Origin of the sequence: Brevibacterium renqingii, from assembly GCF_017808105.1 — a bacterium.
Taxonomy (GTDB): domain Bacteria; phylum Actinomycetota; class Actinomycetes; order Actinomycetales; family Brevibacteriaceae; genus Brevibacterium; species Brevibacterium renqingii.
In genome coordinates, this window is record NZ_JADBHF010000003.1 from 177,879 (window position 1) to 197,349 (window position 19,471).

Annotated in this window: 15 protein-coding genes; 2 read left to right on the forward strand and 13 right to left on the reverse strand. The window is 66.0% G+C overall.

All coding sequences use genetic code 11. From position 1 onward, the window contains the following. Nucleotides 1–47: 47 nt before the first annotated feature. The 8 genes from IHE57_RS04830 to IHE57_RS04865 form a co-directional block, all read right to left on the reverse strand. On the reverse strand, nucleotides 48–464 hold the full coding sequence (locus IHE57_RS04830) for a hypothetical protein (protein ID WP_209323348.1): 417 nt from the start codon (nucleotides 462–464) through the stop codon (nucleotides 48–50). Beyond that, complete coding sequence (locus tag IHE57_RS04835) at nucleotides 461–1,309, reverse strand: Type 1 glutamine amidotransferase-like domain-containing protein (protein WP_209371242.1); 849 nt, start codon at nucleotides 1,307–1,309, stop codon at nucleotides 461–463. Before IHE57_RS04835 ends, IHE57_RS04830 begins: the two co-directional genes overlap by 4 nt. Further along, entirely contained in the window at nucleotides 1,288–2,367 is a 1,080-nt protein-coding gene (gene lplB / locus IHE57_RS04840) for a lipoate-protein ligase small subunit (RefSeq protein ID WP_209371243.1), read from the reverse strand. The genes IHE57_RS04835 and lplB overlap by 22 nt, the downstream gene beginning before the upstream one ends. A gap of 10 nt (nucleotides 2,368–2,377) precedes the next feature. Then, nucleotides 2,378–4,579 carry a prolyl oligopeptidase family serine peptidase gene (locus IHE57_RS04845; RefSeq protein ID WP_209371244.1) on the reverse strand — a complete coding sequence of 734 codons (2,202 nt, stop codon included), beginning with the start codon at nucleotides 4,577–4,579 and terminating at the stop codon, nucleotides 2,378–2,380. A gap of 119 nt (nucleotides 4,580–4,698) precedes the next feature. Continuing rightward, nucleotides 4,699–6,318: an HNH endonuclease gene (locus tag IHE57_RS04850; protein ID WP_209371247.1), complete on the reverse strand. Its 1,620-nt coding sequence runs from the start codon at nucleotides 6,316–6,318 to the stop codon at nucleotides 4,699–4,701. Nucleotides 6,319–6,409: 91 nt separating this feature from the next. Further along, complete coding sequence (locus tag IHE57_RS04855; protein ID WP_366933854.1) at nucleotides 6,410–7,801, reverse strand: MFS transporter; 1,392 nt, start codon at nucleotides 7,799–7,801, stop codon at nucleotides 6,410–6,412. Between the two features lie 207 nt (nucleotides 7,802–8,008). Continuing rightward, complete coding sequence (locus tag IHE57_RS04860) at nucleotides 8,009–9,100, reverse strand: branched-chain amino acid aminotransferase (RefSeq protein ID WP_209371251.1); 1,092 nt, start codon at nucleotides 9,098–9,100, stop codon at nucleotides 8,009–8,011. Nucleotides 9,101–9,350: 250 nt separating this feature from the next. Further along, complete coding sequence (locus IHE57_RS04865) at nucleotides 9,351–10,388, reverse strand: 3-isopropylmalate dehydrogenase (RefSeq protein ID WP_209371255.1); 1,038 nt, start codon at nucleotides 10,386–10,388, stop codon at nucleotides 9,351–9,353. A gap of 289 nt (nucleotides 10,389–10,677) precedes the next feature. On the opposite strand from IHE57_RS04865, the gene IHE57_RS04870 reads away from it, so the two are divergent. Both IHE57_RS04870 and IHE57_RS04875 read left to right on the forward strand, forming a co-directional pair. Then, on the forward strand, nucleotides 10,678–11,529 hold the full coding sequence (locus IHE57_RS04870) for an HpcH/HpaI aldolase/citrate lyase family protein (protein ID WP_209323356.1): 852 nt from the start codon (nucleotides 10,678–10,680) through the stop codon (nucleotides 11,527–11,529). Next, the gene (locus IHE57_RS04875) at nucleotides 11,526–12,305 is read left to right on the forward strand and encodes a phosphatase PAP2 family protein (protein WP_209371259.1); all 780 of its coding nucleotides are present in this window, start codon (nucleotides 11,526–11,528) and stop codon (nucleotides 12,303–12,305) included. Before IHE57_RS04870 ends, IHE57_RS04875 begins: the two co-directional genes overlap by 4 nt. Before the next feature lie 20 nt (nucleotides 12,306–12,325). Here the strand turns inward: IHE57_RS04875 and serA are convergent, their stop codons facing one another. The 5 genes from serA to IHE57_RS04900 form a co-directional block, all read right to left on the reverse strand. Continuing rightward, nucleotides 12,326–13,918 carry a phosphoglycerate dehydrogenase gene (serA, locus tag IHE57_RS04880; RefSeq protein ID WP_209371261.1) on the reverse strand — a complete coding sequence of 531 codons (1,593 nt, stop codon included), beginning with the start codon at nucleotides 13,916–13,918 and terminating at the stop codon, nucleotides 12,326–12,328. 118 nt (nucleotides 13,919–14,036) lie between these two features. Beyond that, complete coding sequence (locus tag IHE57_RS04885) at nucleotides 14,037–15,329, reverse strand: GNAT family N-acetyltransferase (RefSeq protein ID WP_209371262.1); 1,293 nt, start codon at nucleotides 15,327–15,329, stop codon at nucleotides 14,037–14,039. 230 nt (nucleotides 15,330–15,559) lie between these two features. Beyond that, entirely contained in the window at nucleotides 15,560–16,591 is a 1,032-nt protein-coding gene (ilvC, locus tag IHE57_RS04890) for a ketol-acid reductoisomerase (RefSeq protein WP_209371265.1), read from the reverse strand. Nucleotides 16,592–16,713: 122 nt separating this feature from the next. Continuing rightward, nucleotides 16,714–17,226: an acetolactate synthase small subunit gene (gene ilvN / locus IHE57_RS04895; protein ID WP_209323361.1), complete on the reverse strand. Its 513-nt coding sequence runs from the start codon at nucleotides 17,224–17,226 to the stop codon at nucleotides 16,714–16,716. Continuing rightward, complete coding sequence (locus IHE57_RS04900) at nucleotides 17,223–19,157, reverse strand: acetolactate synthase large subunit (RefSeq protein ID WP_209371267.1); 1,935 nt, start codon at nucleotides 19,155–19,157, stop codon at nucleotides 17,223–17,225. The genes ilvN and IHE57_RS04900 overlap by 4 nt, the downstream gene beginning before the upstream one ends. Between the last annotated feature and the right edge of the window lie 314 nt (nucleotides 19,158–19,471).

A 19,471-nucleotide genomic window follows, 5' to 3' on the forward strand; every position in this document is an offset into this window, starting at 1 on the left:
GAACACTATCCCACAGACCCGAGCAAAAGGGGTGGATTCTCAGATCGCTACCGATATCTCCGACCGAATCTGACCATGAGCACGACCGACCCGCCGCCGAAGAACACGACGCCGACGGCTGCGGCGATCGTGGCGATCAGCTGCGACCGTCCGGGAGCATCGATGACGATCCCGGTCAGCGTCATCACAACGAGGAATCCGCAGGCGAACGTCAGCAGCACCGCGGATGTGATGCCCAAGAGCAGTCCGCGCCGGGTGCCCATGCCGACCAGCTGCATGCTGCCGGCCACAATGCCGGCAGCGAAGAATACAGCTACGAAGAGCCCGGCCATCAGACCCGCGCCGATGAGCATGATCAGTCCGACGACGACGAACAGGCACGAGACGAGGATGAGCAGCACCGCCTCACGCCGCTGTCTGCGCCAGGCATAGGTGAAGATCGCCTGCAGCTCGTCGTCGCTCACGGTTCGGCCCGCCCCCAGACCCGGTCGGCGCAGCGCGTCACCGGCCGCACCGGCACCTGGTCGGAGACGACGAAGGCCCATGCCTCGGGTTCTTCCACCATCACCGAGGCGGCCCCTGCGCGATCGAAGACGACCGCGGCTCCGTCGTCGATGGCCAGTCCCGGGCCGGGCAGCTCGCCGGAGCCGATCCAGTCATGGAACGTCTCCGCGCGGTCGGCTTCACCGTGGAAGTGCGGGCATGCGCTGCCGGAGATGAACCCGAGCCCGTCGTTGAGCGGCGCCAGCTGTCCGAAGGAGTCGGTGGATGAGGCATCGAACCAGCAGTTCGCCCCCGCGCTGATGCCGGCCAGGATGACCTCGTTGGCGGCCGCCTGTCGGAGGGCATCGTCGACCCCATGCCGTCGCCACAGGGCGAGGAGGTTGACGCTGGATCCACCCCCGACATAGACGAGGTCCATGTCCAAGAGCATGCTCGGATCCGAATACTCCTGCCCGGCCTGCCCGAACAGGGACAGAACATGTGTCTCGACACGTTCGGCGAAGGCGTCTTCGAAGCGCTGGATATAGGCGGGGTCGTCGCCGGAGGCCGTCGGTACGAAGCAGACACGCAGGTCAGAGACCGCGTTCGGGCTCTCCGTCCCGACATCGGGGCGCGGCGCACGTTTCCGGCGATTCGCCCGTGCCTCTTCTGCCATGTCGAGCAGGCGTTCGTCGATCACGGACTTCCCGTCCTCTGACATCGAGAATCCGCCGCCGCCGAGGGCCACGATCGTGCCGTCGACTCTCTTCTCGTTGCGAATGTCGGGGCACCCGGTCTCGTTCCTCAGGGCACGCGATGGGTCCATTTGTCGGTCCCGAACTTCTCGTCGACGAGGGTCTGCGCCCTCTCCAGCTCGGCCTCGGTGTAGGTGTCGTAGGAGGCGCCGTACCGGGAGGCGAAGGTCTCGGCCATGACGTCGATGATGTCCTTCCGGGCCTCACCGGTCTGGCTGCGCAGCGGATCGACGCGCTTCTTCGCGCTCGAAACTCCTTTGTCGGAGATCTTCGCCTCGCCGATCCGCAGGACTTCAACCATCTTGTCGGCGTCGATGTCGTAGCTCATCGTCGCGTGGTGGAGCAGCGTGCCGTCGCGCAGGCGCTTCTGAGCGGCGCCGCCGATCTTGCCGCCTGTCGACGAGATGTCGTTGATGGGCTTGTAGAAGGCGTCGACGCCGAGGCTGGCCAGCGCTGCCAGCACCCATTGGTCGAGAAAGACGTAGGACTCCTCGTAGTCGAGCCCGGCGACGAGGGCGGGCGGGACGAACATCGAATAGGTGATGCAGTTGCCGCCCTCCATGAACATGGCACCACCGCCGGAGATCCTGCGGACGACCTGGACGTCGTGCTTCTCCACGCCTTCGGGACGCAGCTCGTTGACATAGGACTGGAAGGCACCGATCACGGTTGCGGTGTCCTCCCATTCCCAGAACCGCAGCGTCGGCTTCCTCCGTCCGGCGGCGACCTCTTCGAGCAGCACCTGGTCGAGGGCCACGTTCACCTGGGTCGGCAGGACCTCGCCGCGGATGACCTGCCAATCGAAATCGGTGAAGTTCGCGGCCGAACCGAGGGCACGGCGGACGACCGTGGCGATGTCGGCCGTCGAGAAGCCGTGCATGGCCAGCTCGGAGCCGTAGCCGGCGAGCGCGGAGTCGAGTCGCTGGCGCAGTGCCGCATTGTCGGCGTTGACGCTGGCGCCTTCGAGTGCCGGTGCCAGGTCGAAATACGCTTCTTCGGGTTCGAGGAAGAAGTCGCCGGAGATCTTGACCTCGGTGATGGTCTTGCCGTCGGTGGTCACATCGGCGACCACGAGCTTGCCGCCGATGACCTTAAATTCGCCGTGGAAGTGCTGCGTCTCGTTCGTCATGCTTCCCAACCTACTCCCCCGTCAGCGAGTTCCACAGAAAGCGGTAGCTCAGAGCCCGGGTGAATGCCGTCTGCTCATTGTCCGAGGCCGCCGAGTGCCCGCCTTCGGTGTCTTCGAAGAACCAGACGTTCTCGATGCCCTGTGCCTGCATCCGCGCGGCCATCTTCCGTGCCTGGACGGGACCGACCCGATCGTCCGAGGTCGCTGTCCAGAACAGCACGGGCGGATAGTCCCGGTCGGCCTCGATGAGGTGGTACGGCGAGAACGTGCGGATGAATTCCCAGTCCTCGGCCACGTCCGGGTCTCCGTATTCGGCCTTCCACGAATAGCCGGCGCTGAGCTTCGTGTATCGCCGCATGTCGAGCAGTGGCACGCCGCAGGAGACGGCGCCGAAGAGCTCGGGGTACTGGGTGAGCATGTTCCCGACCAGAAGGCCGCCGTTCGAACCTCCGGCGCAGGCGAGTCGTTTCGGGTTCGTCACCCCGCGATCGATGAGGTCACGGGCGACCGCCGCGTGGTCCTCAAAGCATCGGAGCCGGTTCTCCCGCATCGCCGAGGTGTGCCAGTCGGGTCCGTATTCGCCGCCCCCGCGGATGTTGGCCAGCACATAGACGCCCCTGCGTGCCGTCTCCGCTCCTGTGCGCCGGCTCAGCCAGCCGATGCCGACGACCGGCGAGTACACGGGGGTGCGGCTGACTTCGAAGCCTCCGTAGCCGTCGAGCAGCGTGGGGTTGCCGCCGTCGAGTTCGATGTCCTCGTCGCTGATCTGGAAGTACGGGACCTTCGTGCCGTCGGCGCTGGTGGCGAAGTGCTGTTCGACCCTCAGCCCATCGGACGGGAACAGTGCGGCTGCGGACTTGATCACCTCGGCGACGGCTTCGTCTCCCTCGGACGAGGGAGCCTCCGAGGCGCCATGCGACGGTGTGCCCAATGTTCCGTACGACAGAGTCGAGGGGGTGAGGAAGCCTGTGCTGACCATCCAGTAGTCGTTGGCGGTCGCCGGGTCGAACTTGTCGACCGCGGCGAGCCCGACCATGTGATTGGCCGGCACCCCCGGCAGTGCGGACTCGGCGAAATCGTTTTCGAGGTCGAGGACGACCAGCTTCGACTGCACATCGGCCAACAGCTCGAGGACGAGGAAGTCATGGGTGAAGGTGAATGACTGCAGCGATGTGTGCTCGTCGGGGGTGAAGATCACCCGAGGAGTGATCTCACCGGCCTTGACGTCGCCGATATCGGCGATGGCGAGTCCTCCGGCGGGCACCACGGCGGTACCTGCGTCCCAGGACGACTGCGGTCGGAAGAGCACCAGATCGCGCTCGAAACCGACCTGGACGTCGGTCGGGACCTCGACCGTGGTGATTGCCTCCTTCCACACTTCGGGGTCGGTGGAGACAGTCCCATCGGCCTCCTTGATGTCATCGAGGTCGAGGAAGCTGAATCGGGAGTTGAAGAAGTCGATGGCGTCATCGAGGACGACCCGATCGGTGGTCTCTGTGCCGGGCCTGACGTCGCTGCCGACGAAGATGGCGACATGGTTACGGGGCACCTCGGCGACGATCGGAGCCTCGGACACATCCTGCCCGCGTCTGAGCGCTCTGGCCTGGCGGGCGTAGGACGAGGTCGTCAGGGAGTCCTCGTCGGTCTCGGTCGCCACGAGCACGGTGTCGTCGTCGAGCCAGGCCAGTCGCGTCTTGGCAGCCGGGATGTCGAAGCCGCCGTCGACGAACTCCTTGTCCTCGAGATCGAATTCGCGGACACGATGTGAGTCTCCCCCGTCAGGCGACAGCAGGACGAGAGCGCGACGATTGTCGCTGCGGCGGACCATCGCTCCTGACCAGACCCATGCCGTGTCCTCACGGGCGGCCAGCTCGTCGAGATCGAGCAGCACTTCCCAGTCGGGTGTCGGAGTGCGGTAGCTGTCCCAGGTCGTACGTCGCCACATTCCCTTCGGGTTCGTCTCGTCCCGCCAGAAGTTGAAGAAGTGTTCTCCGCGTTTGGTGACCATCGGGATCCGGTCGTCGGAGTCCAGTGCGGTGCGCAGTTCGTCTGAGATGGCGTCGAAGAGTCCGTCGTGGAAGCGGTCGAGCGTCTTCGCGTTCTGCTTTCTGACCCAGTCGAGCTGTGCTTCGCCGGTGATGTCCTCGAGCCAGAAGTTCTCGTCGTCGGGCATCTCACCGCTCGTCGTCGGGGCTGTACTCTCTTCACGCATGCCACCCATCCTAGTGAATCCTGTCGCGGCTGCCACTGTGTGCGGACGGGCGCAGCATGACCAGCCCGAGCTGCCCGACCGGCGCCAGCAGGCCGCGCTGGGTTGACGCCGACGTCTCATCACCTCTGTCTGCGGTGCTCCCAGGTGCCGATGCACAGGAGTTCTTCGGCAGGACTGAGCGGATCGTCGTCGGCCTCGAATACCTCGACTCCGATGGTCTTCCCGCCGATGTCGATCATCGATGGCTGCGAGTCCCGAGGGCGGAACCGCCACGGGATCAGCACATTGATCGACGGATCGGCACCCGGCGGACTGGCATCGGCCCCCGGCTGATCGGTGTGCGACGGGTCGGCACCCGGCGGACTGGCATCGGCGCCTGGCGGGCCGGTATTCGACGGAGCGGCACCCGGCGGGTCGGCACCCGGCGATCCGCGGCCGTCCTGGATGCTGGGAGGAGCGTTCGCCTCCGTTACGACTTCGCCCCGGACCAGTGCAGGGTCGGGGCCGCTGATCGGTTTGGTGCGTGAGCGATAGTGGTGCCCCGTCGGGGTGATCACCTCGAGCTCATCCGGTGTCGCCTCGTGCCGCCACCCGGAGAGTTCCTTAGCAAAATTGCAGGCGGCGCACAGTCCGGAGGAATTGACCCAACCGGTCGTTCCGCCCGAAGCGTACGAATCGGCATGATCGGCATGTTTGATGGGCGCTTCACACCACGGCGACCTGCAGACGTCGTCACGGAAGACGACCATGCGCCTGAGCAGACCGGAAAACTCCCTTCGGCGGGAATCCATGCGTACGAGCTGGCCGTCTTCCGGTCGTGTGTACATCCGCCGAACGAACACGGCCGCCTCGTTCTCGGTCACGAAATCCCGGGCAGCCTGCGCCGGGATCGGACCACATCCCGGGAACCAGGCAGATTCGGCTCCGGGCTCGAACAGACTGCTGGCCTGCATGATGAGGTGGACTTCTGTGGGCACTGCGGCTGCGGATGCCTGTCCCGTGAGACGTTCGACCAGAAGATCGACGGCGATCTGGCTCTGCGTCCGACCTGATGATTCTCCGGTGGCGATGAGTGACTGCGCCGACTTCTGGAGATTGGCAAAGGCGGCCACCGCCTGCGGCATCGGAAGCAGCGCCGTCAGATAGGCCATGTTCCCCGGGGCAGGGCGCACACTCACCGACCGCTCCTCGACACGACGTTCAAGGTGTTTGACCGCAGCTCGCTGATCGAGCTGTTGGGCCAGTGCGCGCACTTCGTTCCCGAGTCGCTTGACTCCGGCTTCGGGGAGGCGCTCTGCCATGCGCTCATCGAGTTCGTGCTTCTTCTCGCGCGGCAGCCAATCGGATTCCCGGACGACGACCCGCGCCTTCTCCTCGGAGATGTCTCCGCTCTTCATCGCCGCATACGTCCTGGGCAGATCCATGAGCAGTGTGCGGGAGAACTTCAGCAGCCCATCGCCGCGCGAACGGGAGACCCTGCGCGCCAACGCGATCTCCGCCCCGAGACCGCGGCCCTGCTTCTCACTGGCCACTCCGTCCTCGGCCTCCCGGTTCCTCCGGAGCATGTCGAAGGTCAGGGTCTCCCGAGCCTGAGCTGCCGCGCTCGCCGAGTTCAACTCCTCCAGGGCGGCGATCCGGTCGATCGCCTCTTCCTCGGTCTTCGCCGGCGGCAGTTCGGACAGGGAACGGCGCCACCGATGGATCTCGGTGAGAACGTCCGGAACCTGCTCTGCTTCCATGACTCCGACACTATACGGCGGCACTGACACGACTTCATTTGCGCCTGTCTTCCGAGGTCACGCCATCACCACGGGCTCCCGCAGGCACTCTTCAGCCGAGTTCCTCGCCGGTCGTCTCGCGGGCCAGGAGACTCATCATCAGGACTGCCGCGACGACGAGCACTCCGGTGAGGACGAACGTCAGCGTCAGGCCGAGCACCGGCCACATGAAGGCTCCGAACACGATCGGGGCGATGCCCGTGGCCACGCGGGAGGCCGCCGAGGCCCAGCCGAATCCCGAACCGCGCAGCCGGGTCGGATAGAGCTCGGACACGTATGTGTACAGGGCCGGGATCGCGACCTGGACGACGAAGCCGAAGCCGATGATCGTCGCCTTGGCCGAGAACGTCAGCTGCGAACCGGACGATTCGATGAACACTGCCGAGGCGACGAGCAGCACCGCCGAGGCGATGGCAGTCGAACCGAGCACCCATTTGCGTCCGAAACGTTCGACGGTGAGCGCTGAGACCACGACGCCGAGGATTCCGACCGCTGTCATCGAGCCTGTCACGAGGAAGGCCGCCTGATCGGCCAGACCCTGCTGCTTGAGGATCCCGGGAAGCCATGTCAGCGCCGCGTAGTAGACGAGGAGGATGGAAACGAAGAGCGACCATGCCACGAGCGTCGTCCTGGCTGAGTGCCGCCACAGCTGCACCAGCTGGCCGCTCGCGGCGCGCCACCGTCCGTCGGCTTCGTCCCCTGAGCCGGAAGACGCGCTCGCGGGTACGACGTGCGTCCATTCGCGCGCCTCGGCACCGGTGCGTGCGACCAGCCCGGCGATGACGGCGTCGGCCTCCTCGTAGCGACCGACCGAGGCGAGATAGAGAGGTGATTCGGGAATCCCGAACCGGACGGCGACGGTGAGCAGCGCCGGCACGATCATGATGAGCATGATCAGCCGCCAGTCGCCGAAGTCCAGCAGATACGCGGAGACGAAGGCGCACAGGGAGGCACCGATCGGCCACCAGCCGTCCATGGCCGTGAGCACCCGGCCACGATGCCGGCTCGGAGTGAACTCCCCGACGAGCGCATAGTCGACGGGAATGCATCCGCCGAGTCCGAATCCTGCGAGGAAGCGGAAGAGGATGAACCATCCGTATGCGGGAGCGAAGGCTCCCGCGACCGTGAAGATCGAGAACACGAGGAGCGTGAGTGTGAAGGCTTTCTTGCGGCCGATGACATCGGCGACACCGCCCCAGATGAAAGCCCCGAGGGCCATTCCGATGAGATTCGCCGCAGCGATCCAGGACGCCTGACCGACGCTGAGACTCCAATAGTCGCTGAGGAGCGGGATCAGGAATCCGTTGAGTGCGACGTCCCAGGCGTCGAACATGAACCCGAGCCCGCCGATGATGAAGATGGCGCCCTGGGTGCGCCATCTCCATGGCAGGTTGGCGATGACTTCGGAGGCTGTCGGTACCGACGCCGAGGTGGTGGTGGACACGAGGACACAGTACCCCATTTTGCGCATAATTGCGCAAATGAGTCAGGAAGGTTCTCGCTCAAGAGCGATCGTCGAAGAACACGGCAGGGACCACAGCACCTCCGGTCCGGCAGGTGTCCCGAGGCTCATGACAAGCACGAAGAGCGAAGGCGGGCACCGCGACCGTGATCGCGATACCCGCCTCAGCGCTGTCAGAGCGGAGCTCCCTCAGGCCAGACGCACGAGCCAGTTGTTCGTGTCCTCGACCCGGCCGTACTGGATGTCGAGCAGCGTCCTGCGCAGCTCCATGGTCTTCTCTCCGGCCGTCTCACCGTGGTCGATGGCGAAGTCCTCGCTGACGAGCTTGCTGATCGGCGTGATGACCGCGGCCGTGCCGCAGGCGAAGGCCTCGACGATCTCGCCGCTGGCCGCCCCCGCGCGCCACTCCTCGACGGAGATCTTGCGCTCCTCGGGCTCGAGTCCGAGCTGCGGTGCCAGCTCGAGCAGCGAGCGACGGGTCACGCCGTCGAGGATCGTGTCGCTGAGCGCCGGCGTGAGCAGCTTCCCGTCCTTGGTCACGAGCATGAGGTTCATGCCGCCGAGCTCGTCGATGTACTTGTTCTCCTCGGCGTCTGTGAAGAGCACCTGCTGGCAGCCCTTCGCGGCGGCCTCATTGGTCGCGACCAGCGAAGCCGCGTAATTGCCGCCGCACTTGGCGAACCCTGTGCCACCGGAGCCGGCGCGCTTGAGCGTGGGCGAGAGCCAGATGGACAGCGGCTTGATGCCGCCGGAGAAGTACGGTCCGGCAGGCGAGGCGATGACGTAGTAGTCGACTTCGTGGCTGGCCCGCACCCCGAGGAACCGTTCCGTCGCGATCATGAACGGGCGCAGGTACATGCTCGACTCGTCGGTGTCCGACTGCGGCGTCGGCACCCAGGCCTGGTCGACGGAGACCAGTGCCTTGAGCGAGTCGATGAAGTCCTCTTCGCTCAGCTGCGGCAGCGCGAGGCGCTCGGCGGAACGGTTGATGCGCGCGGCGTTGCGCTCGGGCCGGAAGGTCCAGACCGAGCCGTCGGCGTGACGGTACGCCTTGAGCCCTTCGAAGATCTCCTGCGCGTAGTGGAGCACTGCGGCGGCCGGGTCGAGCACCAGCGGGCCATAGGGCTTGACCTCATGCGCCTGCCAACCGTCATCGACCGTGTATCGGATGTGCGCCATGTGGTCGGTGAAGTACTGGCCGAAACCGGGGTCCTTCTTGATGTTCTCGCGCACCAGCTCGGGTTGCGGCTGAAGGTTCTTGAGAACGGTGAAATCTGTCATGGGAACTCTTTTCTCATTTGTGATGAGTGACACTGTCAGGGTAGTCCATCACCCCCGCGCACGTCGCACCGGGGTGACGTCCTCTTCCCCCTTGCAGCCGCTCTCCCGCCTGCAGCCGCTCTCGCACCTGCAACCGCCTTCCCGCCTGCAGCCGCTCTTCGCCCCTGCAGTCGGGGATGCCGTCACCGAGGCGGCCGTGGCCGCCCCCGCCCGCTGCCGGCTCGGTCGGGGTCCGGCGGCGGAGGTGTTCTCAGCCCAGTCGCGCTGCGATCGCGTCGCCCACCTCGGCGGTGGAGCGCTTCGTGCCGTCGCGCTCGGCGAGATCGGCCTCGACGGCCGCTTCGATGGACTCGGCCACGACATCGAGACCGAGGTGAGCCGCCATGAGCGAGCCCGAGAGGATCGATGCGGTGGGGTCGGCGATCTGCTGCCCGGCGATGTCGGGAGCCGATCCGTGAATGGGTTCGAACAGGCTCGGCGCCGTGCCCTCGACGTTGAGATTGCCCGAGGCGGCCAATCCGATTCCACCGGTCACCGCAGCGGCGAGGTCGGTGAGGATGTCGCCGAAGAGGTTATCGGTGACGATGACGTCGTAACGCTCCGGATCGGTCACCATATAGATGGTGCACGCATCGGTGTGTTCGTAGTTGACCGTCACCTCGGGATACTCCGCACCGACTTTCTCGACGACGCGCCGCCACAGATGGCCCGCGTGGACCATCACATTGTGCTTGTGCACATAGGTCAGCTTCTTGTTCCGGGCCTGGGCTCGCCCGAAGGCATCGCGGACGGCCCGCTCGACGCCGTACCAGGTGTTGACCGAGACCTCGGTCGCCACCTCCTGAGGTGTATCGGTGCGCACCGATCCACCCGAGCCCGTGTAGGAGCCCTCGGTGCCTTCGCGGACGACGACGAAGTCGATCTTGCCCGGCTTCGCCAGCGGGCTGGTCACTCCGGCGAACAGCTTCGAGGGACGCAGATTCACCGCATGTCCGAGCCCGAAGCGCATCTTCAGGATGACACCGCGCTCGAGCACGCCCGAGGGCACGGACGGATCGCCGCAGGCGCCGAAGAAGATGGCATCGTGGCCGCGCAGCGATTCGAGCTCCTCATCGGTGAGCGTCTCACCGGTCTCGTGCCAGCGCTGGGCGCCGACCGTGTAATCGGTGAGTTCGAGTTCGACGGGCTCACCGGAGACCTCGATGGCGCGCTGGAGGACCTTGAGACCTTCGGGGACTACCTCGTTGCCGATTCCGTCACCGGGCATGACTGCGATTGAGAACTTCATAGTCAGAGAATAGGCCGCAGTCTCAGCATTCAACTACCCTGTCCTACGATTCGGACAAGAGTCCGCGTCCTTGCACCGTCGGCGGGTTCTGCGTCGTCTTCGGCATCGTCGCGAGTCCGCGGCGCTTCGGCAATCTCCTCGACAGGGCTCCGCTGTGTGCCACCATGAACAATTTCACGTCTCAATCACTGTTGCCGACTACACATCTGCGACGGGAGCGACGAAGATGGTCATAGCACCCCGAACCCCGTGGGGGCCACACCGACCAGCCCCGAGAGAAAGTCGATCATTGACCGAAACCATCCGCAATGCCCGTGCCGCAGCTCTGCCCGCCAAACTCTCCCGGTCATGGCTGCTCGTCAATGCTGCGAAGGAGGAGGCCTTCACTCCCGCACAGACCTCGGAAGCGGATTCCGTCATCTTCGACCTCGAAGCCTCCGTCGCCGACGATCAGAAGCTCCAAGCTCGCGACAATGTCGTGCGGGCCCTGGAATCCGGCATGTCGGCCTGGGTGCGGATCAACAAGATGGAATCCGAATTCTGGGACGATGACCTCGCCGCCGTGGCCATGCTCCCGGGCATGCGCGGAGTGATGCTGCCCGAGACCGAACGTCCCGAACAGGTCTCCTACACGGCTATGCGCGCCAAAGCCGGACTGCCCGTGCTCGCACTTCTCGAATCGGCCCGCGGAGTGGAGAACGCGACGAAGATCGCCGAGGCGCCGGGAACATTCCGCCTTGCGTTCGGGACGAATGACTTCCGCAAGGACACCGGTTTCTCCGGCGATCCGATGGCTCTGGCCTATGCGCGTTCGCGTCTGACCATCGCCTCGCGCATGGGCGGCCTGCCCGGTGCCATCGACGGCCCCTCGGCAGCCGATGCCGACGATGACAAGGTCCGCCAGGACGCCGAGGCGACTCATATGATGGGCATGACCGGCAAGCTCGTCCTCAACGTCGGCCAGGTCAATGCCCTCAACGAGGCGATGAGCCCGAGCGAGGACGAACGCCACTGGGCGCGCCAGATGCTCGAGGCCGCAGAAGGCGGATCCGAGATCACCGACGGCTCCTACCTGCCCCGGCTGGCCCGCGCGAAGAAGATCGCGTCCCTGGCCGACACGTACGGCCTCTGGAACGCTTGAGGTTCGAAAGGCAGCTGCGCCAGCCGGCCTGGCTGCTGTGGTCGCTTCTGCCGGCGCTCCTCCTCATCATCGCCTTCGGGCTGTGGGTGCGCCTCGAAGCACTCGGTCCCACTCCCGTCGACAGGACCTGGCTGGATCTCGTCGGCCTCGACCGAGAGACCGTCCCCTACTGGATCGCGGTCGTCCTCGCCGAGGTGGGCGGCGGGACGGGGGCGGTCGCGTGCACAGGCGTATTGGCCGTGATCTTCGCCCTGCGGCGACGATTCCGCGCCGCAGCCTTCCTCGTCTCGGCCATGGGCGCAGGCATCATCACGTCCGAACTGCTCAAGATCGTCGTCACCCGCCTCCGCCCGGTCGAGCAGCTCTATGAATCGACCGGGTTCTCCTACCCCTCGGGCCATTCGATGGGAGCGGCCGCCCTGGCCACGAGCCTGGCCATCATCGCTGCCCGCGCCCACGGCAGGCGTGCCCGAACCGTGCATGCGGCAGACACGGACGACGAAGCCGACTTCTCGGCCGACCCCATACCCGCACCCGCACCCGCACCCGCATCCGCACCCACACCGAGGCTGCGCTTCCACTGGTCCTTCGTCCTCGCCGCGATCTGGATCCTGGCGATGATGTGGTCACGCACCGCCCTGCAGGTCCACTGGCTCACCGACACGATCGCCGGCGCCCTCATCGGCGTCGCCGTCGCCGTCATCGTGGACGAGATCTGGTCCCTGACAGCACAGAGGACCCGCTCACCCCGGTTCGCACTGTGGCTCCAGGGGTGAACGGGCCCGATCGGTGCGGCTCAGTCCTCCTGCAGCGACACGGCGGTGAACGCCGAGGCATTCACCGCACCGGCGACCGCCTTGACGACCTCATCGGAGACGGCCGAATCGACCGCCAGGACTGACAGCGCCTCATTGCTCGTCGACGCGGGCGAGACCTGCATGCCGGCGATATTGACTTCATTGGCGCCGAGGGCCAGACCGAGCTGGCCGATGATGCCCGGACGGTCCTCGTAGCGGAAGATGAGCAGATTGTCGGTCAGTTCGATCTCGAGTTCGTAGCCGTCGACCTCCGTGAGCTTCTGCACGAGCTTCGGCCCGGTCACGGTGCCCGAGACGGAGATCCGCTGTCCGGTGCTCGTCGTCGCCGTCAGGCGGGTGATGTTGCGGAACGATTCGCAGTAGGGGTCGGTGGTGAGTTCGACGCCGATGCCGCGCTCCTCGGCCAGCAGCGGAGCGTTGACGTAGGAGACCTGATCGGACACGACGTCCTTGAACAGACCCTTCAGCGCGGAGAGCTTGAGGACGGAGACGTCCTTGTCCGCGATCTCCCCGTTGACCTCGACCTTGAAATGGGTGACGGAGGAGTCGGCGAGCGAGTTGACGACCCGGCCGAGCCGCTCGGCCAGCGGGATGCCCGGACGCACGTCCTCGTGGATGGCCCCGCCGGCGACGTTGACCGCATCGGGTACGAGCTCGCCGGCCAGGGCCTTGCGCACGGACTTCGCCACGGCGACTCCGGCCTTCTCCTGCGCCTCGGCGGTGGAGGCCCCCAGATGCGGGGTGACGTTGACGGAGTCGAACTCCATGAGCGCCGAGTGCTCCGGCGGCTCCGTGTTCCACACGTCGATTCCGGCGCCGCCGACTTCGCCGGTAGCGATCGCTTCGGCCAGCGCCTCTTCATCGATGATCCCGCCGCGGGCGACGTTGATGAAGCGGGCACCGGGTTTGGCGGCCTTGAACTCCTCGGTGCTGATCATACCGATGGTCTCGGGGGTCTTGGGCATGTGGACCGTGACGAAGTCGGACACGGCGAGCAGGCTCTGCAGGTCGAGGACCTCGACGCCCATCTGCGCGGCACGGGACTGCGTGATGTAGGGGTCGTAGCCGACGAGCCGCATGCCGAAGGCCTTCGCGCGCTCGGCCACGAGGCCTCCGATGCGCCCGAGTCCGACGATGCCCAGGGTCTTCTCGTAGAGTTCGACGCCGGTGTACTTCTTCCGGTTCCACTCCCCCGCCTTGAGCGAGGTGTTGCCGGCACCGAGGTAGCGTGCGGATCCCAGGATGTGCGCCATGGTCAGTTCGGCTGCGGAGATGATGTTCGACGTCGGTGCGTTGACGACCATGACACCCGCCGAGGTGGCCGCGGGGACGTCGACGTTGTCGAGTCCGACGCCTGCACGGGCGATGACCTTGAGGTTGTTCGCAGCTCCGATGGCCTCGGCGTCGACCTGCGTGGCCGAGCGGACGAGGATCGCATCAGCGTCGACGATGGCGGACAGGAGCTGGGATCGGTCAGCGCCTTCGGTGTGGCGGATCTCGAAGTCTCCTCCGAGGGCTTCGATAGTGGCCGGTGACAGTTCTTCGGCGATGAGCACGACGGGCTTGGGCACTGATTTCCTCCTGTAGCGTCCGGGACCTGTCCATCTTATGAGACTTCGGGCGAGCCTTCACAAAGTCTCAGATTCTGGGAAGATCGCTCAACAGAACGCAGCCCAGCAGCCGGAGGCCTCAGAACCCGTTCGGCGAATACGGCGCCCGGCCGAGGCTGAACATCGCGCTGGCGAGAACTGCCGCTCCCGGCGTCTTCTCGTCGATGCGTCCGGCCCTGGCCAGGATGACGGGATCCGCGCCGCCGAAGTACAGCGAACCGAGCTCGGCGATGCCCAGGCCCAAGTCCGCGGGCGTGGATACTGAAGCGGGGGTCACCTCGGCGTTCTCCCCGTTTGACGTGATGGTGAAGCGTCCCCCGGCGAGGTCGAGCGAATCGTCGACATCGATCGTCAGCGTCCCCGGCACAAACCAAGGACGGGCCTCGAGAGCGGACTTGATGTCGAGGATGCGGATCCAGATGTTGTCCTCGGTCGCCACCGTCTTCACCCGCCGCGAATCGGTCAGCAGCCACGGCAGCGGAGAGTATTCGGCCGACTCCGAGAAGGTCACCCGGGTGGACAGGTCGATGGCCGCGAGAAAGGACCACAGAGAGGCGTAGGCGGCGTCGGTGACGGCCACGAAGTCGATGATGTCGACGGTCGGCGGGGTCTTCGACCAGCCGGCGAACTTATAGGACACGTAGCCGTCGGGCTCACCCTGCTCATCGAAGTGCAGGGCCGCGCGGACACCGCGGTCCTCCTCGCCGGTCTCGGTGTTGAGCGCACCCGTGGCGCGCTCGATGTAGGTCTGCTGCCGTTCCATGGCGCCCGGCGAGGTGCGCATGAATCTGTCATAGATCTTCGGCGCCAGCTCCCGCAGTTCGCCGGGCAGGCACATCTCGACGCGCCGATCGGGTTCGCGGACCATCTTGAAGCCCGGCGAGGTGTCGACCTCGATCGAATGCGACCAGGTGGCCACGCCGAATCCGAACCGCGAATAGATTCCGCCCTCCGTCGCCGTCAGCGCGGCGAACGGGTAGCCGTTCGCCTTCGCCTCGGCGAGGTCGGTGGTCATCATCGACCGCAGCAGACCCCGCCGGCGGTGCGTCGGGCGCACGGTGATCCAGGTGATGAGGTGGCCGGGGACGAGCCGTCCCCCGCCGACGTTGACGAGTTTCTCGAACCAGGCGAAGGTCGCCACGGGGATCGAGGAGTCCAGTCCGTGCTCGTACTCCTGATCGGCGTAGACGGCGGTGAGGCGGCGCCCATCGGCGATCGCCCGCTCGACCCGGCCCAACAGCGCGGCATCGGTCGACCGAGGGTCGTGGAATCCCACGCTCGTCGAGGCGAAATAGCCTTTCGTGCGGGCGTCCGGCTCACCGGTGGTCTCGTCGATGCCGGGCCTGAAGTCTTCGAATCTGTAATTCGTCACACACCCACAGTAATCCAGTTCGGCCCCGGAGTCGGAGCGAATCGTCGAATTGCTCGGCGATGGCGAGCGACGTCCGGAGCCGGCCGACGCCGCGCGCCCGCGCCGACGCATGCACGAACGCGACGGAGCCCCGGACACCGATCGGTGTCCGGGGCTCCGCCCTTCCCCTCTCGCCGCGCTCGACCGCCCTGCTCAGTGCGGCACCGCCTCGGCGAGGGTGGGACTCGGACTCAGCGTGCGGCAGTGCCCTCGGTGTAGTCGTCGTCGGAGTCCTTGAGCCAGGCGAACATCTTGCGCAGTTCGCGGCCGGTGGCCTCGATCGGGTGCTGCTCTTCCCTGGCGCGCAGCTCCTTGAACTCCGGGGCGCCGTTCTTCTGGTCGTTCATGAAGCGCTCGGCGAACTTGCCGTTCTGGATGTCGTCGAGGACGCCCTTCATGTTCTCCTTCACCTCGGGGGTGATGACCCGCGGTCCGGAGACGTAGTCGCCGTACTCGGCGGTGTCGGAGCAGGACCAGCGCTGCTTGGCGATGCCGCCTTCGACCATCAGGTCGACGATGAGCTTGAGCTCGTGGAGGACCTCGAAGTAGGCGATCTCGGGCTGGTAGCCGGCCTCGGTCAGGGTCTCGAAGCCGTACTGCACGAGGTGGGAGACGCCGCCGCAGAGGACGGTCTGCTCGCCGAACAGATCGGTCTCGGTCTCCTCGGTGAAGGTGGTCTTGATGCCGCCGGCGCGCAGGCCGCCGATGCCCTTCGCGTAGGACAGGACGGTGTCCCAGGCCTTGCCCGAGGCGTCGACCTCGACGGCGACGAGCACGGGCACACCGCGTCCGCCGACGAATTCGCGGCGGACCACGTGGCCGGGCCCCTTGGGGGCGACCATGATGACGTCGACGCCCTCGGGAGCCTGGATGTAGTCGTAGCGGATGTTGAAGCCGTGGATGAACACGAGCGTCTTGCCCGGTGCCAGCTGGTCCTTGATCTCGCTGTTGAAGATGTCGGCCTGCACCTGGTCGGGGGCGGCGATGGTGATGACATCGGCCCAGGCGGCCACCTCGGCGGGGGTGCCGACCTCGAGGCCTTCGGCAGCGGCCTTGTCGCGGCTGGCCGAGCCCTCCTTGAGTCCGATGCGGACTTCCGCGCCCGAATCGCGCAGGCTCAGCGAGTGGGCGTGGCCCTGGCTGCCGTAGCCGATGACGGCGACTTTCTTGCCCTGGATGACGGACAGGTCGGCATCGTCGTCGTAATAGCGTTCTGCTGCCATAGTTCTAGCTCCTTAGGATTACGGGTGATGTACCCATTGTTTCACAGTTCGGTACTGCTGCTCATTTATTGAGATGACGGACGTTCCACGGATTGGAACGCAGATTCCTTCGCCGAGGCGGTTCAGCCGCGCAGGGCACGGTCGGTGATCGACTTCGCGCCGCGGCCGATGGCCACGGTTCCCGACTGCACGATCTCCTTGATCCCGAAGGGCTCGAGGACCTCGCGCAGCGCCTCGACCTTGCCGAGCTCGCCGGTGGCTTCGACGCTGACGGACTCGGGACCGACGTCGACGATCTTCGCGCGGAACATCTCCACCGCCGCCGCGACCTGCGGCCGGGTCGCGGCATTGGCCTTGACCTTGTAGATGATGTGCGCGCGGCGAACCGAGGTCTCGGGTTCGAGTTCGACGATCTTGATGACGTTGACGAGCTTGTTCAGCTGCTTGGTCACCTGCTCGAGCGGCACGTCCTTGACGTCCACGACGACGGTGATGCGCGAGAGCTCCTCGTGCTCCGTCACGCCCACCGCGAGGCTGTGGATGTTGAAGCCGCGTCGGGCGATGAGTCCGGTGAAACGGGTGAGCACACCGGGTTTGTTCTCGACCAGGACTGAGAGTGTGTGCCGGTTGTTCATTCCAGGCCTCCTTCGATCTGAGCCACGGAACGCACCGTGCCGTCTTCTTCCGTGCCGGGCCCGGCGATGGGCGCCTCGGCCTCATCGTCGTCCTCCCCGTCGAATTCGGGGCGGATGCCGCGGGCGTATTCGATCTCGTCGTTCGACACGCCGGCCGCGACCATCGGCCACACCATCGCATCCGGCGGGACCGTGAAGTCGAGGACGACGGGCCGGTCGTTGATCGACAGCGCCTTCTCGATCGCCGCGTCGACGTCCTCGTTGCGTTCGACGCGCAGGGCTTCGCAGCCGTAGGCCTCGGCGAGGCCCACGAAGTCGGGGATGCGGATCGTCTCATGACCGGTGTTGAGGTCGGTGTTCGAGTACCGGCCGTCGTAGAACAGGGTCTGCCACTGCCGGACCATGCCCAGCGAGGAGTTGTTGATGATCGCGACCTTGATCGGGATGCTGTTGATGGCGCAGGTGGCGAGCTCCTGATTGGTCATCTGGAAGCAGCCGTCCCCGTCGATCGCCCACACCACGCGGTCGGGCTGCGAGACCTTCGCCCCCATGGCGGCGGGCACGGAGTAGCCCATGGTGCCCAGGCCCCCGGAGTTCAGCCACGACTTCGGACGTTCGAATTCGATGAACTGGGCGGCCCACATCTGGTGCTGGCCCACACCCGCCGCGTAGACCGCCTCGGGGCCGGTGAGCGCGGAGATCCGCGAGATCACGTACTGCGGATCGCAGAGCTCCCCCTGCCGGTCGTAGCCGAGCGGATAGGTCTCCTTGAGACGATTGAGGAACCGCCACCAGGGCTCACGCTGGCGTTCGAGCGCCTTGGGGAACCTCTCGCGCATCTCGCCCAGCATCTCGGCGAGCACCTCGCGGGCATCGCCGACGATCGCGACGTCGACGTCCCGGTTCTTCCCGATCTCGGCCGGGTCGATGTCGGCGTGGATGACCTGGGCGTTCGGGGCGAACGAATCGAGCCTGCCGGTGACCCGGTCGTCGAAGCGGGCGCCGATGGCGATGAGCAGATCGGCTTTCTGGAAAGCGGTCACGGCCGGCACGCTGCCGTGCATGCCCGGCATGCCCAGGTGCAGCTGATGCGAATCGGGGAAGGCACCCCGGGCCATGAGGGTCGTGACCACGGGGATGTTCGTCGCCTCGGCCAGACGCAGCAGCTCCTTCTCCGCCTCCGAGCGGATGACGCCGCCGCCGATGTAGAACACCGGGCGCTGCGATTCGGATATCAGCCTCGCCGCCTCGCGGATCTGCTTCGCGTGCGGCTTGAGGACCGGACGGTAGCCGGGCAGCGCCGGTTCCTCCGGCCAGACGAACGGCACGGAGCCCGTCTGCGCGTCCTTCGTGATGTCGACGAGGACCGGCCCGGGACGTCCCGTGGTGGCGATGTGGTGGGCGTTGATGAGCGCCGCGGGGATGTCCTCGGGCTTCGTGACGAGGAAGCTGTGCTTGGTCACCGGCATCGTCATGCCGACGATATCGGCCTCCTGGAAGGCGTCGGTGCCGAGCAGGCTCGACGCCTGCTGCCCGGTGATCGCAAGCATCGGCACCGAGTCCATATGGGCATCGGCCAGTGCCGTGATGAGGTTCGTTGCACCGGGTCCCGAGGTCGCGATGCACACGCCGAGCCTGCCGGAGGCGGCCGCATAGCCTTCGGCCGCATGTCCGGCGCCCTGTTCGTGGCGGACGAGGATGTGTCGGATCTCGTCGGTCTCGAACAGCGGGTCATAGGTGGGGAGGATGGTCCCGCCGGGAAGCCCGAACACCGTGTCGACCCCGAGCTTCTCGAGGCTGCGGACGATCGCCTGGGCACCGGTGAGGACCTCCGGGCCGGCTGCGCGGCGAATGCTGGACGGTGTGGCGGTGACCGGCGCGGCCGCGGGTTGGTTCCCGGCGGCCTTCGCGGTCGAGGGCTTGGCTGCCATCGATTCCTATCCTTCCTAGTGTTCCCTCTCGTCTCCGCATGAAAAAAGCCCCTCCGGTTTCGGTAGGGGCGCGCGGAACGTGTCGTCTCGACAGGCTACGGAAGATCCGCGCGCTGGCTAATAACGACGACGAGAAGGTGAGTCATGCCTCAATGGTTCACCGCAGCGGACGACGGTGTCAAACCTCGCAATCGATCGTCTCGTAATCCGAGATTCAGGGCCGGTGGCCGGTGAGACGGTGCGGATTCAGCGGTGAGAGAAAAGGGAAGCCTCTTTGCCGGAACCGTGGAACAGATCACATCCGAGGACTACGC

Coding starts and splice junctions, on each gene's coding strand:
- IHE57_RS04835 (WP_209371242.1), bottom strand. CDS start 1,309: ATGGACCCATCGCGTGCCCTGAGGAACGAGACCGGGTGCCCCGACATT.
- lplB (WP_209371243.1), bottom strand. CDS start 2,367: ATGACGAACGAGACGCAGCACTTCCACGGCGAATTTAAGGTCATCGGC.
- IHE57_RS04845 (WP_209371244.1), bottom strand. CDS start 4,579: ATGCGTGAAGAGAGTACAGCCCCGACGACGAGCGGTGAGATGCCCGAC.
- IHE57_RS04850 (WP_209371247.1), bottom strand. CDS start 6,318: ATGGAAGCAGAGCAGGTTCCGGACGTTCTCACCGAGATCCATCGGTGG.
- IHE57_RS04860 (WP_209371251.1), bottom strand. CDS start 9,100: ATGACAGATTTCACCGTTCTCAAGAACCTTCAGCCGCAACCCGAGCTG.
- IHE57_RS04865 (WP_209371255.1), bottom strand. CDS start 10,388: ATGAAGTTCTCAATCGCAGTCATGCCCGGTGACGGAATCGGCAACGAG.
- ilvC (WP_209371265.1), bottom strand. CDS start 16,591: ATGGCAGCAGAACGCTATTACGACGACGATGCCGACCTGTCCGTCATC.
- ilvN (WP_209323361.1), bottom strand. CDS start 17,226: ATGAACAACCGGCACACACTCTCAGTCCTGGTCGAGAACAAACCCGGT.
- IHE57_RS04900 (WP_209371267.1), bottom strand. CDS start 19,157: ATGGCAGCCAAGCCCTCGACCGCGAAGGCCGCCGGGAACCAACCCGCG.